This is a genomic window from Streptomyces sp. NBC_01352 (assembly GCF_036237295.1).
GTDB classification, from domain to species: Bacteria; Actinomycetota; Actinomycetes; order Streptomycetales; family Streptomycetaceae; genus Streptomyces; species Streptomyces plumbiresistens.
Genome location: NZ_CP108354.1, coordinates 6160822 through 6176191 on the forward strand (window position 1 = coordinate 6160822; position 15370 = coordinate 6176191).

A 15370-nucleotide genomic window follows, 5' to 3' on the forward strand; every position below is an offset into this window, starting at 1 on the left:
GACCGCATGGGCAAGCTGGACGGACGTGTCGTCATCGTCACCGGGGCGGCGCGCGGGCAGGGAGAGCAAGAGGCGCGGCTGTTCCGGGAGGAGGGCGCCGAGGTCGTCGTGGCGGACGTGCTCGACGAGCAGGGGCAGGGCCTCGCGAAGGAGATCGGGGCGCTGTACGTGCACCTCGACGTGGGGCGGGAGGAGGAGTGGGGGGCCGCCGTCGATGCCGTCGTGGAGGCGTACGGCCGTGTCGACGGCCTCGTCAACAACGCGGGGATCCTCCGCTTCAACACCCTTCTCGACACGCCCCTCGACGAGTTCATGCAGATCGTCAAGGTCAACCAGGCCGGCTGCTTCCTCGGCATCAAGGCGGTGGCGCCCCGGATGTCCGACGGGGGCACGATCGTCAACACCGCCTCCTACACCGGGGTGACCGGCATGGCGTACGTGGGGGCGTACGCGGCCACCAAGCACGCGATCGTCGGGCTCACGCGGGTGGCCGCACTGGAGCTGGCGGACCGGGGGATACGGGTCAACGCCATGTGCCCGGGAGCCATCGACACGGCGATGAGCAATCCGGATGCCGCCCCCGAGGGGGCGACGGACGCGCTGTACCGCAAGCTCGTGCCGCTCGGGCGGATCGGGCGGCCGGAGGAGGTGGCGCGGCTGGCGCTGTTCCTGACCGCCGACGACTCCTCCTACATCACCGGGCAGCCGTTCGTGATCGACGGGGGGTGGCTGGCGGGCGTATCGATTGTCTGACCCTCCATCAGCTATTGACGGTCCATGCCGCCGGTGCCACAGTCGGCCAACAGGTGAATCTGACGGTACGTCAGAAAAATGACTCGGGACGGTGAACCTCCTTGGAATTCGGGCTCTTTGTACAGGGATATGTGGGCAAGCGCGCCGAGACCGACCCGCTGGCCGAACACAAGGCGCTGATGGAGGAGACCGAGTACGTCATCCAGGCGGACAGGTCCGGCTTCAAGTACGCCTGGGCGTCCGAGCACCACTTCCTGGAGGAGTACTCGCACCTCTCCGCCAACGACGTCTTCCTCGGCTACCTCGCACACGCCACCGAGCGCATCCACCTCGGCTCCGGGATCTTCAACCCGCTCGCCCAGGTCAACCACCCCGTGAAGGTCGCCGAGAAGGTCGCCATGCTCGACCATCTCACCGAGAACCGCTTCGAGTTCGGCAGCGGACGCGGGGCCGGCTCGCACGAGATCCTCGGCTTCCTCCCCGGCATCACCGACATGAACTACACGAAGGAGATCTGGGAGGAGACCATCGCCGAGTTCCCGAAGATGTGGCTCCAGGACGAGTACGTCGGCTTCCAGGGCAAGCACTGGCAGCTCCCGCCGAGGAAGATCCTGCCGAAGCCGTACGGGAAGTCCCACCCCGCCATGTGGTACGCCGCCGGCTCGCCGCCCTCGTACGCCATGGCCGCCCGCAAGGGCCTCGGGGTGCTCGGCTTCAGCGTGCAGAAGGTCTCCGACATGGAGTGGGTGCTCGAGCAGTACAAGAACGCGATCGTGGACGCCGAGCCGATCGGGGACTTCGTCAACGACAACGTGATGGTGACGACGACGGCGATCTGCGCGCCGACGCACGCCGAGGCGATCGAGATCGCGGTGCGGGGCGGGCTGCACTATCTGCCGTCGCTGGTGTTCCGGTACCACGACACGTTTCCTCGTCCCGAGGGGTTCCCGGTGTGGCCGGAGACCCTGCCCGAGTACACCGCGGAGTTCGTCGAGGTGCTCATCGAGGAGGAGCTGCTGATCTGCGGGGATCCCGATGAGGTGGTCCGGCAGTGCAAGCGGTGGGAGCAGGCGGGGGCGGATCAGTTGAGCTTCGGGCTGCCGGTGGGGGTGCCGAAGGAGGAGACGTTGCAGACGATTCGGCTGATCGGGGAGCACGTGATTCCGAAGATCGATACGGATCCTGTGCATCGGACGTCGCGGTTCCGGGCTGCCACTTGATCGCCGTCGCGGGGTGCGGGTCCGTTGTGGCTGGTCGCGCAGTTCCCCGCGCCCCTAGGTAGGCCAGCGCACCGCAGCTCCAGGAGGTGAGCCCATGCTCGATCACGTCATCCAAGGCGCGTCCGTTGTCGACGGGACCGGCGCGCCCGCGTACACCGCCGATGTCGGCATACGGGACGGACGTATTGCCGTCATAGGGGAGGTCACCGAACCGGCCCGCACCACTGAGGACGCCACCGGCCTCGTCCTCGCCCCCGGGTTCGTCGATCCGCACACGCACTACGACGCCCAGCTGTTCTGGGACCCGTACGCGACCCCCTCCCTCAATCACGGTGTCACCACGGTCGCCGCCGGCAACTGCGGATTCACCCTCGCGCCGCTGAACCCGGCTCGGCCGGACGACGCCGACTACACGCGCCGGATGATGTCCAAGGTCGAAGGGATGTCCCTGGTCGCGTTGGAGGAGGGGGCGCCCTGGAGCTGGCACGGCTTCGGGGAGTACCTGGACGCGTTGGAGGGGCGGATCGCCGTCAACGCGGGGTTCATGGTGGGGCACTGCGCGCTGCGGCGGTACGTGATGGGCCCGGACGCGATCGGCGGACAGCCGAACGAGGAGCAGCTCGCGGCGATGATCCGGTTGCTTCACGAGGCAATGGACGCCGGCGCCTGGGGCTTGTCCACCACCCAGTCCTCCACCCACTCCGACGGCGACGGCAAGCCGGTCGCCTCCCGGCACGCCCTGCCCGCCGAGCTGCTGGCGCTGTCGCGGGCGGTCGGTGAGCACGAGGGCACGCAGATCGAGGCGATCGTCGCGGGCTGCCTGGACCAGTTCAGTGACGCGGAGATCGACCTGCTCGTGGAGATGAGCGCGGCGGCCGGGCGGCCCCTGAACTGGAACGTCCTCACCGTCGACGCGTCCGTCCCCGAGCGGGTGCCCAGGCAGCTCCTCGCGAGCGAGCAGGCGCGGAAGGCGGGCGGCAGGGTCGTCGCGCTGACCATGCCGATCCTCACGCCGATGAACATGTCCCTGGGCACGTTCTGCGCCCTGAACCTCATCCCGGGCTGGGGCCCGATCCTCGGCCTGCCCGTCCCGGAGCGGATCGAGCGACTGCGTGACCCGTCCGTCCGGGCCGGGATGCTGGAGCGGGCCGGTTCCAAGGAGGCGGGCGTCTTCCGGCGGCTGACGCACTTCGGGCGGTACGTCATCGGCGACACCTACAGCGAGGCGAACCGGGGTCTGAGCGGGCGGGTGGTCGCGGACATCGCGGCGGAACGCGGCCAGGACCCGTTCGAGTGCCTCGTCGAGATCTGCGCCGCCGACGAGCTGCGTACGGTCCTGTGGCCCATGCCCACCGACAACGACCCGGCGTCCTGGTCGCTGCGCGCCGAGACCTGGCAGCACGAGGACGTGCTGCTCGGCGGGTCGGACGCGGGCGCGCATCTGGACCGGATGTGCGGGGCCCCGTACACGACCCGCTTCATCGGGGACTGTCTGCGCGGCCGGAAGCTCGTGAGCCTGGAGCAGGCGGTGAAGATGCTGACGGACGACCCGGCGCGGCTGTTCGGGCTGCGGGAGCGGGGGCAGCTGCGGGAGGGCTGGCATGCGGACCTCGTCCTCTTCGACCCGGAACGGATCGCCGCGGGCACGGCCACCCTGGTGCACGACCTGCCGGGTGACAGTCCCCGGCTGGACTCCAAGGCCATCGGGATACGGGCCGTGTGGGTCAACGGGGTCGAGGCGATCCGGGACGACGCGGTGAGCGGGGCGGTGCCCGGGAAGGTGCTGCGGTCCGGGCGGGACACGCGGACGGTGGCGACCAGGTGACTGCTCAGTTGACTGCTCAGGTGACTGCCGAGGGGCAGCGGCTGTTCATCGGCGGTGCCTGGGTCGAGCCGGACGGCGGTCACTACGAGGTCGTCGACCCGGCGACCGAGCAGACCGTCGGCCGGGCGCCGGAGGCCTCGCGGGATCAGGTGCGCGCGGCCTGTGCCGCGGCCCGCGAGGCCTTCGGGCCGTGGTCGCGTACGACGCCGGAGGAACGGGCGGCGATCCTCGCGCGGGCCGCGGGGATCATCGGCGGGAACCTGGAGTCGTACGCCGACCTCGCCCGGGCGGAGACCGGGGCGACCACGGCGACGGCCCGGCGGATGCAGGTCGGGGTGGCCGCCGCCCGTTTCCGGCGGTACGCGCGCGTGGAACCGGCCGAGTGGGCGATCCCGCCGCAGATCAACGAGGCCGGCCCGATGGGGCGGGCGGCGGTGATGGGCGCGCTGGCCGTACGGCAGCCGGTCGGGGTGGTCACCTGCATCACCTCGTACAACAACCCCTGGGCGAACCCGGCGGGCAAGGTCGCCCCGGCCCTCGCGATGGGCAACACGGTGGTGGTGAAGCCGGCCCCGCAGGACCCGCTGTCGGTGTACCGGATGGCGGAGGCGCTGGAGGCGGCGGGGGTGCCGCGCGGGGTGGTGAACGTCGTCTCGGGCCGGTCGGTGGAGGTGGGGGAGCAGGCCGTCTCGTCCCCCGACGTCGACATGGTGAGCTTCACGGGCTCGACGGCGGTCGGACAGCGGATAGCCGAGGTCTGCGGCCGGGGGATGAAGCGTCAGCTGATGGAGCTGGGCGGAAAGGGCGCGGCGCTCGTCTTCGACGACGCGGACGTCGGCTCGGCCGTCGCCGGCATCGGGACGACGTTCTCCTTCTACAGCGGCCAGATCTGCACGGCGCCGACGCGGGTGCTCGCGCAGAGGGGGGTGTACGACCGCCTTGTCGAGCAACTGGCGGGGTACGCAGGCCGATTGAAGGTGGGGGACCCGCGTGAGCCGGACACGATCGTCGGGCCGGTGATCTCGGCGGCGCACCGGGACCGGGTGGAGTCGTACGTCGAACTGGGCCGGAAGGAGGGGGCGGTGGTGGTGACGGGCGGCGAACGACCTTCGTACGACCGCGGTTTCTATGTAGCTCCGACCCTCCTGGCCGACTGCACCAACGACATGCGGGTAGCCCGCGAGGAGATCTTCGGCCCCGTGGTGACGGTCGTGCCCTTCGAGGACGAAGAGGAGGGCGTGGCACTGGCCAACGACACCGACTACGGCCTCATCGACTACGTCTGGTCGGCGGACGTCGCCCGAGCCTTCCGGGTGGCCCGGCGACTGCGGGCCGGCGGGGTCGGCGTGAACACGGTCGGCCGGAACATGGAGGCGCCGTTCGGGGGGTTCAAGAGGAGCGGGGTCGGGCGGGATGTCGGCTCGTACGCGCTGCATGCGTACAGCGAGGTGCAGGCGATCGTGTGGCCGGGGTGAGGCAGGCCTGCTCGCTTCGCGCATAGGTCGGACACGGCACGAAGAAACGCTTCCTGCGACTTGTCTCCGCTACGCGGCTTCGGCTTCGGCCTCGCGTGAGGCGTTCGATGCACCAGTCCGTGTGGTGGACACCTGCGCGGCCCACGCCAAGACCTCGACCAAATGCTCGGCCAGCAGCCCGATGCGGGGATCAGGCTGAACAAGGGCGGTCGCCTGGCCCCGCTTGGTCCGCTCCGTGGCCCATTCGTGGTCGAGTCTGGTGAAGTCGTCGTCGATCCAGATCGCGGGTGCGTCGCCGAGCCAGGTGTCGACCTGGTCGCGTTTCCAGAGGTAGCCGCTGGGGTGGCTGGTGGCGATCTGTGGGCGTGGGAGGTCGACGTGCGGCAGGGGTGGGAGGCCGAGGAGCGGCCCGATCAGGGTGGTCGCGTCTTGGCGCCAGCTCGTGCACCAGAAGGGGGTGGCCAGGCCGGTGCCGATCACGTGCATGAGCAAGGGGCCGTGTGCGGGGTTGAGCGAGACGGTGACTGGGTCGTCGGCGCTCCGGGTCAGTGGGCACGACGTCGTGCCTGTTGTGGGTCGCCGGACTGGCCCCTGCAGCGTCCGGGAAGGGGATGAGGACGCCGTCGATGTCGAGGAGCAGGTAGGGCGGGCGCATTGGTTCCTCCACAGGGAGCCGGGGCGGGGTCAGAGCTTGCGCGCGGTGATCAGCAGGGTCGTGGGCCAACGGCCGTGCCGGGCGTCGTGGAACTCCTGGGCCGAGGTGAGCCAAAGGCCGGCGCGGTCGAGGTGCTTCTCCCAACGGGTGGCGTCGAAGTCCCAGCGGGCAATGGGCAGCCGGGTGCGGTCGGGGAGGGTGACGTAGTCGCGGCGGGGCCGGTCGTCGGTGGTGGGCGTAGGCCGCGCATTGAGGGTGGGGGACGGCGAAGGCGAGGGTGCACCCGGGTTTGAGGTGTTGGGCGATGGCCGGAAGCAGGACTTCGGGGGGCCACGAGGCCAATGGCTGGTGGCGACCTCGCCGAGCTGCCGCGTGCTGGGCTACAGGAGTCGATTCCCGGGGTCTGTGTACAGACCGCGGGTGACGCCAACGTGGTCTTCGACGAGTTGAGGGAGGCGGGCATGCGCTTACCTGCCTGCGGCAGAACGAGGCTGATCAGTCGTTACGCATCGGCGGACTTGCGATTGATTTCCGCATGGTGCGAACGAATACTGCCCTATTTTCTTCGGTTACCTGGATGTTGTGTTTAAAATCCTCCAGGAAGCGCGCTCCTTCGTTGTTTATTTCGTCCCCCAATTCCCCGAATTTGATCAACCTGCTGAGCCACTCTTCCCCCTCTTTCATGGAGTGCTCCGCATTTCCTAGGATCCGCTCCAGTTCCTCTATGGAATAGAGTTCCTGCAAACTCTCTAAGTCGCCAGCGTGGGCGATTACCTGATTCAGCTGCTCAAATTTGAGGTCGGGCGAGAGTTCGCGGACATGTCTTTCCTGCTCCCGTAGGCGTGCGACGGCTGCCTCGATGTATTGGCCGAACTTGTCTTCTCTCTCGATATTCTCCATGGTTGCGTCAGAGATTTCCTGGGCGGCTTGAGCGACTTCTTCAGGGCCAAGAATCGATATGCGCCGAGCACGTTCCAGCATGCGAGTGGCCGCTTGGTGCAATTCTGTGCGGAGGGGCCGATGTTGGCCTTCCTCTGCTGGACGGGCCAGCTCTTTTCTTCTGCGGGTGCACTCGTCCCATGCGTCGAGGAATCCCTCGCAGGCAGAAAGACGTTGTTGCCGTAGCCAGTGAGCGTGCTCGTTTGCAGCCTGGTCGTGTGCCTGACCGCGCACAGCATCAGCGCTCTTGTCTGCTCCGGCCTTGGTAGCCCATGCCGTAAAGGCAGCCCCCAGTATCGAGCCGAGAAGCCCGCAACCTGCCGCTATCAGCGCGACTATTCCCTCATCCACAAGAGGCCATGATGCACGAGGAGTTGATGCCGAGGTAGTGGCCAGAGAAGTTTACGAGCCGAACAGTGCAAGGGCCGCGCCGAGCAGCGCGGCCAGTCTGCCGAGGGCACACAACACAACTTTACGGTGGGGCAGTCGGGGTGCGCGAGGTAGGGCATACGGCGGGAAGAGATGTGACCTGCGGTGACGCGTTGGGGACGGTGGCTCCTGTCTTGGTATGGATGCGGTCGGCACGTACGGCGGTGAGCAGTGCCGGTCGACAAGACCGCGATACCCCGTCAAGTGCAGGAGCTGTCATCTGGCAGATCGCCCAGGCACTCACGGGGCAAGCCGGTTACTAGGCTGTGAAGACGCCCCTGCTCGGTATCACGAGGGGGCCTGCTCTGGTCCCCCGGGCACTCTCCACAGGTGGGGCATCCGCCCGTTCGCGTCGGGCCCTCAGCTTTCGGTGCTTGGCCGACGCCAGGGGAAAGCGTCCCCGATCGGCCAGTGGTCAGGCAGACCAAGAGACGTGTGGATGGGGCGAGCCGCTGGCTGGCGTTCGATGCGAATATCGACCAATTGTGCCGTTTCCCAGGTGGGGAGAACGGGGGCCGGGAGCGAGTCAGGTGCGGGGCTTTGCCAGAGGACTGGGACCTTCTTCGCCCAGGTCCAAGGTGCCGGGTTGTCGACGGTCAGTACGCCGCTGACCCGGCTATGGGTCTGATCTTGCGCAGCAGTCCAGTAGCCGTCGGCATTGCGACCGAAGGTCGATCCGGTGCGGTGGGCGTACTCGACCGAGGTCCCGTACAACGCGCTCTCGGTGTCCTCATCTTCGGGAAAGACCGCCGAATTACCAACCGCCACGATGAATGGCAGCGCCAAGTCGCCGTACTTCCTGCCCTTCTTTCTCACGGCTTTGAGAACCCGATCTGAGTCATCGGCGACCCACACCGAGGGATGGAAGCCGATTGTCCTGCTCGTCGGATCGCTTCGCCCGCCGGGGCTGCGGGGGATCGCCTCGAAGCTGAGGCGCTAACCTGCCTCCTGCCAGGTATGCCTGGGTAGCGGCACCTTCTGCTCATACTCGGCAGTGACCTGGTCGGGGTCCAAGCTTGCCAGCCATCGTGTCAGCTCGTTCTTCAACCGCCGTTGCTGCGGCGTGGTCGAGCCAACGCTGTCAACCTTGTATGCCACGTAGAAGTTTGGGGTCGGAACGCGGTCAATCGCGTCCACCACCTGAGGCGGGAGCGAGCTGCTCCCGGTTGCGTCCAGATTCTCGGCCGTCCAGATCGCCTCGACAATGAATTGCTCGTCGCCACGGGTGACCAGGAAGTCTGGGTACTTTCCCCCTGTGCCTATTTGCTGCTCGATCTCCACGGTGCAACCGGAGCCGAGCAGCATCTCGTGCACGTACAGCTCCCAAAACGCGGAGAAGACGTTCGCGTCGGAATTGCGATCGCGTAGCCGACTGCGCAGGCCGGGCTGAGCATCGGGGGGAAAGTGCGACCACCACTCGTTGATCACATCTCGAACCTGGTCCCAGAACGGACCGGCGATCCGTTCGAAGAATTCGGCATCCGACTCCGATGCTCGCTTCGGTGCCGCATCTGTCCGATGTCGGCTTATGTACACGCCCATGACGCACGATCGTAGATTGCTCCGTGCGCCGCTCTCACCCGTTTTCTGCAGCGTCCCGGCGACGCTTGGGTTGAGTCCGAGTGTCGCCGTCGTCCGCACGCCCTTGATGACCGTGCGCCGTCACTCGCTGCCGACGGAGACGCGGAGCAAATGATCATAGTGCCTGTTCAGAACTGACAGGCACCTGCGGCTGTTCCGATACGGAACGCGCCGACTCGGAACGTCGGCTCCGTTCCGAACGAAACGCCGCGCCCTTTCGCCACCAGGCCGGCCGCAGAGAGCCAGCCCAGCGGTGACAGCGGTCTCGGCTGCCGAGCGTCCTGGCCTGGCGCCGCCCGCCCGCCGCTAAGTCGGTCCGAGGGCAGAGGTTAGCCCTGGTGTTCCTCCTGCTCGTCCCGCAAGGTGTCACGCACGGAGCGCCAGGCGCGGATTGCGTTACCGATGTCCACCAACAGCCCTCGGAGTTGGCGAATCAGAACCCGCGCAGCACAAATGGCAGTAACGACTTCGAACTCCACCGCCAGCCCGCTCATCGGCTGCTCCCCACCTCGGGCACCAGCCTCTCCGCCTCACACCGCGAAGTCTGTACCACGGTAGGTACATTTCGTGATCACCCTCGGCTTCACCCACGCGATCAGACGGACACGCGGCTGAATCCAACGAGCCGATCCTCTTTGAGGCACCGCGTACAAGACTCGCCGCCGTGAGGGCGCGGGTCAGCATCAGAATTGATGCATTTGCTGATCTTGAAGATCCGCGTCACGGGAACGAGGCTGAGTCGATGCCCCCAGGCTGCCCGTCGAACGGGCCGGTGTCTGTAGGGTCGAGCCTACTTTTTGTGATCTTGAATGGATCCGCAAGCGTGGCCCGTCCAGAGTGTTCTGTGCAGTTCATGCGGTGTGCCCTGTGTGAGCGGACGGTCCGGCAGGAGCCGTCAGGCACCAACCCCCGATACACGGCGAAGTACTCCTGACCAGGCGGTTTCGGACGCCGAGAGAGGGTCCGGAACCATCCAGCAAGCCTTAGCCAGGACTTTTAAGCCATTGGCTGCGGGTTCGAGTCCCACAAGGGAAGGTCCTACCAAGAGCCACAAGAAAGTCCGGCTGTTCGGCTGGACGCCCGCTGGCTCAGTAGGCGACTCCGAGTGTGACAGCGGTGCCGCTCCTCGGGCCAGCGATGCTAGCCCCAAGCGTATTGGTCACGACAAAACTGGGCCCTCTTCGACGGTGTCATCCGGACTGGCGACCGTCCACCTCTGGCCATCAAGTTCCACGAAGGGTGCGTCACCGTGGTCAGGGCGCTGACGGGTCACTCTGATGCTGACCCACTGGCCCTTGAGGGGGCGTGGCAGGCCGAGGGCCTCGGCGATCTGAAGGTGATTCAGCTGGTGTCCGAGGACAATGATGCCTTCTCTGCGTAGGTGGCGACGGGCATCGCGCACGCGTTTCGGGGCGTCAGCCTGCATCGCCACTGTCTGTACCGCGGCTCGATCAAGAAGGTGTCCCTGCACGACCCGAAAGAGGTTGTTCGTGCGAGCCTGGCCAGCGTTTGGAACGTCGTCGTCGGGTGAGAGGGCCTGCGCTAGAGACTGCTGATCGAGATGAAGCAGCATGTTCTCCGGCAGAGGGGCGTCCTTGAAGAGCCAATGGATGGCGCCCCTGCCGGCAGCCGACAGTGTCTGCTTGCCGTCTCGGTTCCGTCCTTGGTTCAAGTGCTCGGGGGCGACCTCCAGCACCCCAAGGTCCCAGCGTGATTGCGTGTCGCTGGCACGCACCAGCAGGCACACATGGCCGATGTGCTCGGGGGCTAGGACCCATGTGCTTGTCCAGGTGAACTTCAGTGGCACGCTCGCGATGCTGGCGTGCTTGCGTCCCTTGAGACCCCAGGCTTCCCAGAGGAAGTGCTCCACTCTGCTGCCCAGATAGACCTTCTCGCTCTTTCCCAGCGTGTTCAAGTCGTAGCGGCCCGTCCGTTCCCCGTCCAGCACGCTGTCGAAGGCTGCCCGCAGTGATGCAGCCGTTCGCTCTCGGAGGGCCGGAACGGAGTTCAGGAACCGGATCACGTCTTCGACGCTGGTGCTGACCTCTCGGGTCGATGATCTGGGAGACCTGTTCTCTGCCAGCGTCTTGCGCGGGGGAAGAACGATGCTGGTCCACGACCGGGCCTCTGTCCGAGGGGCAGCAGAGTCTGCTGCAGGGCTCGTGGGTGCTGGCGACTTCCCTGATGCCGCCGCGCGAGCCGCTGCAAGGAGCTCGCGCGCCTCCAGGAGCCGTTTCTCAGCCCGATCTGCCTTGCTCTGCAGCCGGTCCAGCTTCTTTCGTAGCGTGTTGATCTCGTCGAGTGCGGCGATCAGCTTCCGATCCGTCGCCGACGGCCGTCTCCGGGACGCGCCATCGGAAGGGGGCGCGGCGACGCGGGCATCGGCGAGGAGCTCGGTGACTCGCGACGTCAGTTCTTGCCTGCGACCTTCCCCCACGCATGCGGAGACGATGCTGTAGATCAGGTGTGGTTCGTTCTGTAGTCCTATGCCTCTGAGCCTCTTCGAGAGCGTTTGGTATCCGCGTGGCGGGGGTCCTCCGCGGTGCTCGACTCTCAGCCTCTCAGCGAGTCCGCGCAATCCCAGGCCGCTGCCGTCGATCACCTCGCGGAGCAGCACCACAACCTCGGTCATCGGCTCGCTCAGGTCCTCGACTGGCGCCCACGGGCGCCCCCGTCCTTGCCCGTTCCCCATGATCCCCCTGCTTTGATCGCCCAAGTATTGCATTTGATCTACTTGATCAAAAGATCAAACTTCCGGGCCGGTGGCGCGCCCCAGCAGGCTGCTCGCGTTGCTGAAACCCCCGTATGTGAAGGGAATCTGATGCGCCAGCGCACTGCAGACCTCTGTGCCTTCGCCACCATCGTCGTAGCGGCAGTCACTTTGATCGCCGTTGGTCTCCCCTCCGATCAGATCATCGGAGTCACCTCCGCCGTGGCGATCCTCTACTCCGCTTGGCGCCAGGGCGGCGAACGGCCGCCCGCGCGGAGGGCCGACGTCGATGACGAGGGGCAGGAGGAGTAGGGATCGCAGCCCTTCAATCGGCGTACTGCGTGAGCGCTGCGTGAGCGGACGGGGCAGCACACGTTGGACAGAACGTCACGCCGATCCAGGCCGCAACGCTCTGATCAGCGGAAACGGGATCCGGTGGCACTTCCCGGTACTGATCGGGATGTTCTTGTAGGCCCTCGTAATGCGTAGGTCCCGGGTTCGAAGCTCGAAGGCGGCTCAGTAAAGGTCGCGTTGCGACCAGGTGGAACCGGTCGGCCGCTCGCCGCAGGGCTTGGCCAATATCGTCTTGTTGCTGGAGCAGCCGTCGGGGCAAGTCGTCCCATGGAGTCCTTGGTGTGGGTCGAGGCTGGCGAGGTCTGGGCGGATGATACGGATGCCGGCACGGTGGGGAGGGTCCTCCGGTGGCCCTGCTGCATCCCGGGAACGCCGATTCGCAGTTCTGGGACCGGTCGTCCCGGCCCTCGCCGAGCGCACCTTGTGATTCGGTACGACGCCCGCAGCTTCGGTCGGTTGCCAGATCCGGCGGTGTCGAAGTGACTGGCCGAGGACCTTCGGGCCCTCCTGGACCACTTCGGAGTCCAGCGGGCCTGCCGGTCGGGTCGAGCATGGGTGGGCGACCGCAATCCGTGGCGCGTTGAACGAGCCGGACCGCGTTGCGGGGCTGCTCCTGCTCGTGCAGGCGGCTCAAGGACCGGGTTGCTGATCCGGCGCTGGGAGGCCGTGACCGTCCGGTACTGCGTCTCGGATTAGCGGGACATCATTTCGACGCTTTGAGTGTGTCGAGGAGGGCGCCGAAGGCGACGGGGGTGGTGGTGAGGACGGTTTGAGTGGGGTCGGCGCTTTCGGTGACGTGGACGGTGGTGGGGGAGGTGGCGGATATGTGGACGCAGGCGTCGCCTTCCTGACAGTAGGACGACTTCTGCCAGCCGTGCGGGGGCATGTTGGCTCCTTCAGAGGCTCTGGGCGAGGGAGTGAATCAGGTCCCGGGACTTCTCAGGGCTGAGGGCGGTGGCCTCCACGACGTCCAGAAGGCGCCGGTACTTCTGAAGGTGCGCCTCGGCGTCGAGAAGTACCGGGCCGTGGAACTGGTCGAGTTGCGCGGTGTCGAGCTGTGGGACGGGTCCGTGCAGGTAGTTGATGGACTGACCCGAGCCGGGGAACGCGCCGACGTCGAACGGGAGTACATGCAGGGTGATGTGCTCCTGCTCGCTCATCTCCAGCAGATGCTGGAGCTGGGTGCGAGCCACACTCCGGCCGCCGACGCCCATATGTAGGGCTGCCTCGTGAACGACGGTGCTGTACGGAGTCGGGTGCGGCCCGTACAGCACGCCCTGACGTTTGATCCGGTGCGATACGCGGTGCTCGACCTCGGGCTGTGTGGGTGCGGGGATGACATGCCGAAAGATCTCCCGTGCGTGATCGGCGGTCTGGAGCAGCCCCGGCATGTGGGAGGTGTACGCGGTGCGTACGGCGGTGGCGTGGTGCTCCAGCTCGGCGAGGTCGAGGAGTCCTGACGGCAGCACCTCGCGGTACGACTCCCACCAGCCGAACGTCTTGTCGGTCGCCATCCCGACCAGGGCCTCGATGAACGCCTGGTCCGGGCAGGAGTAGATGCGAGCCAGCGCTCTGACGCGTTCGGGGCTTACGCCGAAGCGGCCCGACTCCACATTGCTGAGCTGTCCCTGGCTCGTGCTGAGCATCCGCGCGGCCTCGGTCGCAGTCATGCCCGCACGCTCGCGCATCTTGCGTAGCTCAACGGCGAGCCGGAGACGGCGGGCGGTCAGCGGGGGTCTGCCGGGCACGTGAACTCCTCTTGGACGCGTGTTCCATCGGCGGTCACTCACACGAGGGAATTGCAAGGGAAGTATCTCGAACATCGGCAAATGTCATTTGCTGAGCTCTATCGTCGTTCCCAGGCGCCCCACCTGGAAGCGCACCGTGGGACGCCGCGGCAGAGACACCAGGCACCCGTCCAACTCCCCTCAGTGACCGGAGACTTCCGATGGCCACCGTATCCCCGTCCTGGAACTACACCCTGCATCTTCCGCACGATCCACGCGCACCGGGCATCGCACGGGGCGCCCTCCGGCTGATTCTCGCCGCCCACGAGATGCCCGAACTCACTCCCACCGCGGAACTGCTCGCGGCGGAACTGCTGACCAACTCGCACCGCCACACCAAGGGCCCGTACGCCCTCCGCGTCCGCTCTGCGGAGCCCGGCCGGTTGCGGGTGGCCGTATGGGACACGGATCCGAGGGTCCCGCCGGGCTTCTCGGAGCGGGAGGCCCCAACGCCTCCGCTGGACGAGGAGGGCGGCCGTGGCCTGCACCTCGTCCGTTCCTGCGCGAACGCATGGGGCGCCTCGGTGCTCCGCGAGCTGGGCGCGTCGAAGGGCGGCAAGCTGCTGTGGGCCGAGTGCGGGGGCGGGGCGCCGACGTGCTGAGCCGGGCCATACTGGGAGGTGGAGCCATGCCCTTTCACCAGGAGCTGACCATGAGCGCACAGCCCGAGCACGGCTGGGGAGCGATGCCGCTGCCCGAGATCCGGACCGTGGACGACCTGCGCAGTGCGCTCAGCCGCTACGGCTTTCCGGGCGACCGGGAACGCTTCGAGGAAGAGCTGGCCGCCGCCATAGGAGCCTCCCCGACCAACGACTTCGAAGGCGCCGCCGCAGTGGTCCGCGCCTACCGGCACCGGGTCCTGATCAGGAACTCGCCCGAGATCATGGCCGCCCTGGAAGAGGCGCGCACCGGAGGCGGCAGCACGTGAACGACGTTCCGTTGGAGGAGGCCGAGCCTGCGAGGAAGGCGTTCGGCGACCTGACGGAGGGGGAGCGGGAGGTCGTCCGGGACGCTCTCGTGGCCATCGGCCGTGACCCGGCGGTCGGCCGGGAGATCCCTGGCTGGCGGCCCCCTTCCGTGGAGTACACGTACACGACCCCTCTCGCACGCGACTCAGCCGAGTCGATCACGGTCGTGTACACGCACACGCCGGGTCTCGGGGTGACGATCGTCTATTACTTCCGTGATCCACAGGTTGTGGACTGAGCCCGCCCGGCCCCTCCGCCCGACCTCACCCGTCCAGATCCACCCGCACCGTCAGCAGATCCGTCCCGAACACCCGAACCCCCACGCTGTTGAACCGCGGCAGTCGGCGAAGCCTCGCCACCGGGTCGTCGTCAGGCAGAAGTTGGGCCGTGCCGGTGTGCCACCGTCCCCGGATCCGTACCCGTACTCGCGGATCGGCCTTGATGTTGCGGACGTACTGGGAACGTTCGCCGAACTCCGAGACCAGCCAGAAGGAGTCGCCGACGCGGCGGCCGCCCACCGGGGTGCGGCGGGGCAGGCCGGAGACGCGGCCCGTGGTCTCCAGGACGGTCTGGAGGGGGAGGCGGCGCAGGATCGGGTTGCCGACGCGGCGTTGGAAGGTCGTGGCGGCGCGGAACCTGAGGTCTGCGAGTCGGGGCATCGGCGGTGGGCTCCT

15 protein-coding genes and 2 pseudogenes are annotated in these 15370 nt (G+C 67.1%); 8 read left to right on the plus strand and 9 right to left on the minus strand.

What is annotated here, in order from left to right:
• Positions 1–6 precede the first annotated feature (6 nt).
• From OG252_RS28760 to OG252_RS28775, 4 genes are all read left to right on the plus strand, one after another.
• Entirely contained in the window at positions 7–753 is a 747-nt protein-coding gene (locus tag OG252_RS28760; RefSeq protein WP_329339731.1) for an SDR family NAD(P)-dependent oxidoreductase, read from the plus strand.
• Between the two features lie 101 nt (positions 754–854).
• Positions 855–1973, plus strand: a complete 1119-nt coding sequence (locus tag OG252_RS28765) for an LLM class flavin-dependent oxidoreductase (protein WP_323186032.1) — start codon at positions 855–857, stop codon at positions 1971–1973.
• A gap of 94 nt (positions 1974–2067) precedes the next feature.
• Positions 2068–3798, plus strand: a complete 1731-nt coding sequence (locus tag OG252_RS28770) for an N-acyl-D-amino-acid deacylase family protein (protein WP_266437941.1) — start codon at positions 2068–2070, stop codon at positions 3796–3798.
• A gap of 20 nt (positions 3799–3818) precedes the next feature.
• Positions 3819–5273: an aldehyde dehydrogenase family protein gene (locus OG252_RS28775; protein WP_329339734.1), complete on the plus strand. Its 1455-nt coding sequence runs from the start codon at positions 3819–3821 to the stop codon at positions 5271–5273.
• A gap of 69 nt (positions 5274–5342) precedes the next feature.
• On the opposite strand, the pseudogene OG252_RS28780 reads toward OG252_RS28775, so the two are convergent.
• From OG252_RS28780 to OG252_RS28805, 6 genes and pseudogenes are all read right to left on the minus strand, one after another.
• A pseudogene (locus OG252_RS28780) lies at positions 5343–5928 on the minus strand (hypothetical protein).
• Positions 5929–5957: 29 nt separating this feature from the next.
• Positions 5958–6274: pseudogene (locus OG252_RS28785) on the minus strand (SAM-dependent methyltransferase); the annotation flags it as partial.
• Between the two features lie 149 nt (positions 6275–6423).
• Positions 6424–7218 (minus strand): hypothetical protein, encoded by a 795-nt coding sequence (locus OG252_RS28790; protein ID WP_329339736.1) that lies wholly within the window; start codon positions 7216–7218, stop codon positions 6424–6426.
• Between the two features lie 438 nt (positions 7219–7656).
• Positions 7657–8151, minus strand: a complete 495-nt coding sequence (locus tag OG252_RS28795) for a hypothetical protein (RefSeq protein WP_329339738.1) — start codon at positions 8149–8151, stop codon at positions 7657–7659.
• An 81-nt stretch (positions 8152–8232) separates the two neighbouring features.
• Positions 8233–8838: a hypothetical protein gene (locus tag OG252_RS28800; RefSeq protein WP_329339739.1), complete on the minus strand. Its 606-nt coding sequence runs from the start codon at positions 8836–8838 to the stop codon at positions 8233–8235.
• Positions 8839–10036: 1198 nt separating this feature from the next.
• Positions 10037–11509, minus strand: coding sequence for a NaeI family type II restriction endonuclease (locus OG252_RS28805; protein ID WP_329339741.1), 1473 nt, complete (start codon positions 11507–11509; stop codon positions 10037–10039).
• 189 nt (positions 11510–11698) lie between these two features.
• On the opposite strand from OG252_RS28805, the gene OG252_RS28810 reads away from it, so the two are divergent.
• Positions 11699–11899 (plus strand): hypothetical protein, encoded by a 201-nt coding sequence (locus OG252_RS28810; RefSeq protein WP_329339743.1) that lies wholly within the window; start codon positions 11699–11701, stop codon positions 11897–11899.
• Between the two features lie 745 nt (positions 11900–12644).
• Here the strand turns inward: OG252_RS28810 and OG252_RS28815 are convergent.
• Together OG252_RS28815 and OG252_RS28820 are read right to left on the minus strand one after the other, a co-directional pair.
• Positions 12645–12827, minus strand: coding sequence for a DUF397 domain-containing protein (locus OG252_RS28815; protein WP_329339745.1), 183 nt, complete (start codon positions 12825–12827; stop codon positions 12645–12647).
• A 10-nt stretch (positions 12828–12837) separates the two neighbouring features.
• Complete coding sequence (locus OG252_RS28820; protein WP_329339747.1) at positions 12838–13689, minus strand: helix-turn-helix domain-containing protein; 852 nt, start codon at positions 13687–13689, stop codon at positions 12838–12840.
• Between the two features lie 200 nt (positions 13690–13889).
• Here OG252_RS28820 and OG252_RS28825 point away from each other — a divergent pair, with 200 nt between their 5' ends.
• From OG252_RS28825 to OG252_RS28835, 3 genes are read left to right on the plus strand one after another with little or no spacing between them, the layout of a single operon-like run.
• Entirely contained in the window at positions 13890–14330 is a 441-nt protein-coding gene (locus OG252_RS28825) for an ATP-binding protein (protein ID WP_329339749.1), read from the plus strand.
• Positions 14331–14380: 50 nt separating this feature from the next.
• Entirely contained in the window at positions 14381–14656 is a 276-nt protein-coding gene (locus OG252_RS28830; RefSeq protein ID WP_329339751.1) for a hypothetical protein, read from the plus strand.
• Positions 14653–14934 carry a hypothetical protein gene (locus OG252_RS28835; protein ID WP_329339752.1) on the plus strand — a complete coding sequence of 94 codons (282 nt, stop codon included), beginning with the start codon at positions 14653–14655 and terminating at the stop codon, positions 14932–14934. Before OG252_RS28830 ends, OG252_RS28835 begins: the two co-directional genes overlap by 4 nt.
• A gap of 25 nt (positions 14935–14959) precedes the next feature.
• On the opposite strand, the gene OG252_RS28840 is transcribed toward OG252_RS28835, so the two are convergent.
• Complete coding sequence (locus tag OG252_RS28840) at positions 14960–15355, minus strand: nitroreductase/quinone reductase family protein (protein ID WP_329339754.1); 396 nt, start codon at positions 15353–15355, stop codon at positions 14960–14962.
• Positions 15356–15370: the final 15 nt, after the last annotated feature.

Excerpts from the sequence above, each read along its gene's own strand:
- OG252_RS28760 (WP_329339731.1), top strand. The coding sequence starts at position 7 with ATGGGCAAGCTGGACGGACGTGTCGTCATCGTCACCGGGGCGGCGCGC.
- OG252_RS28770 (WP_266437941.1), top strand. The coding sequence starts at position 2,068 with ATGCTCGATCACGTCATCCAAGGCGCGTCCGTTGTCGACGGGACCGGC.
- OG252_RS28800 (WP_329339739.1), bottom strand. The coding sequence starts at position 8,838 with ATGGGCGTGTACATAAGCCGACATCGGACAGATGCGGCACCGAAGCGA.
- OG252_RS28805 (WP_329339741.1), bottom strand. The coding sequence starts at position 11,509 with ATGACCGAGGTTGTGGTGCTGCTCCGCGAGGTGATCGACGGCAGCGGC.
- OG252_RS28810 (WP_329339743.1), top strand. The coding sequence starts at position 11,699 with ATGCGCCAGCGCACTGCAGACCTCTGTGCCTTCGCCACCATCGTCGTA.
- OG252_RS28815 (WP_329339745.1), bottom strand. The coding sequence starts at position 12,827 with ATGCCCCCGCACGGCTGGCAGAAGTCGTCCTACTGTCAGGAAGGCGAC.
- OG252_RS28825 (WP_329339749.1), top strand. The coding sequence starts at position 13,890 with ATGGCCACCGTATCCCCGTCCTGGAACTACACCCTGCATCTTCCGCAC.
- OG252_RS28830 (WP_329339751.1), top strand. The coding sequence starts at position 14,381 with ATGAGCGCACAGCCCGAGCACGGCTGGGGAGCGATGCCGCTGCCCGAG.
- OG252_RS28840 (WP_329339754.1), bottom strand. The coding sequence starts at position 15,355 with ATGCCCCGACTCGCAGACCTCAGGTTCCGCGCCGCCACGACCTTCCAA.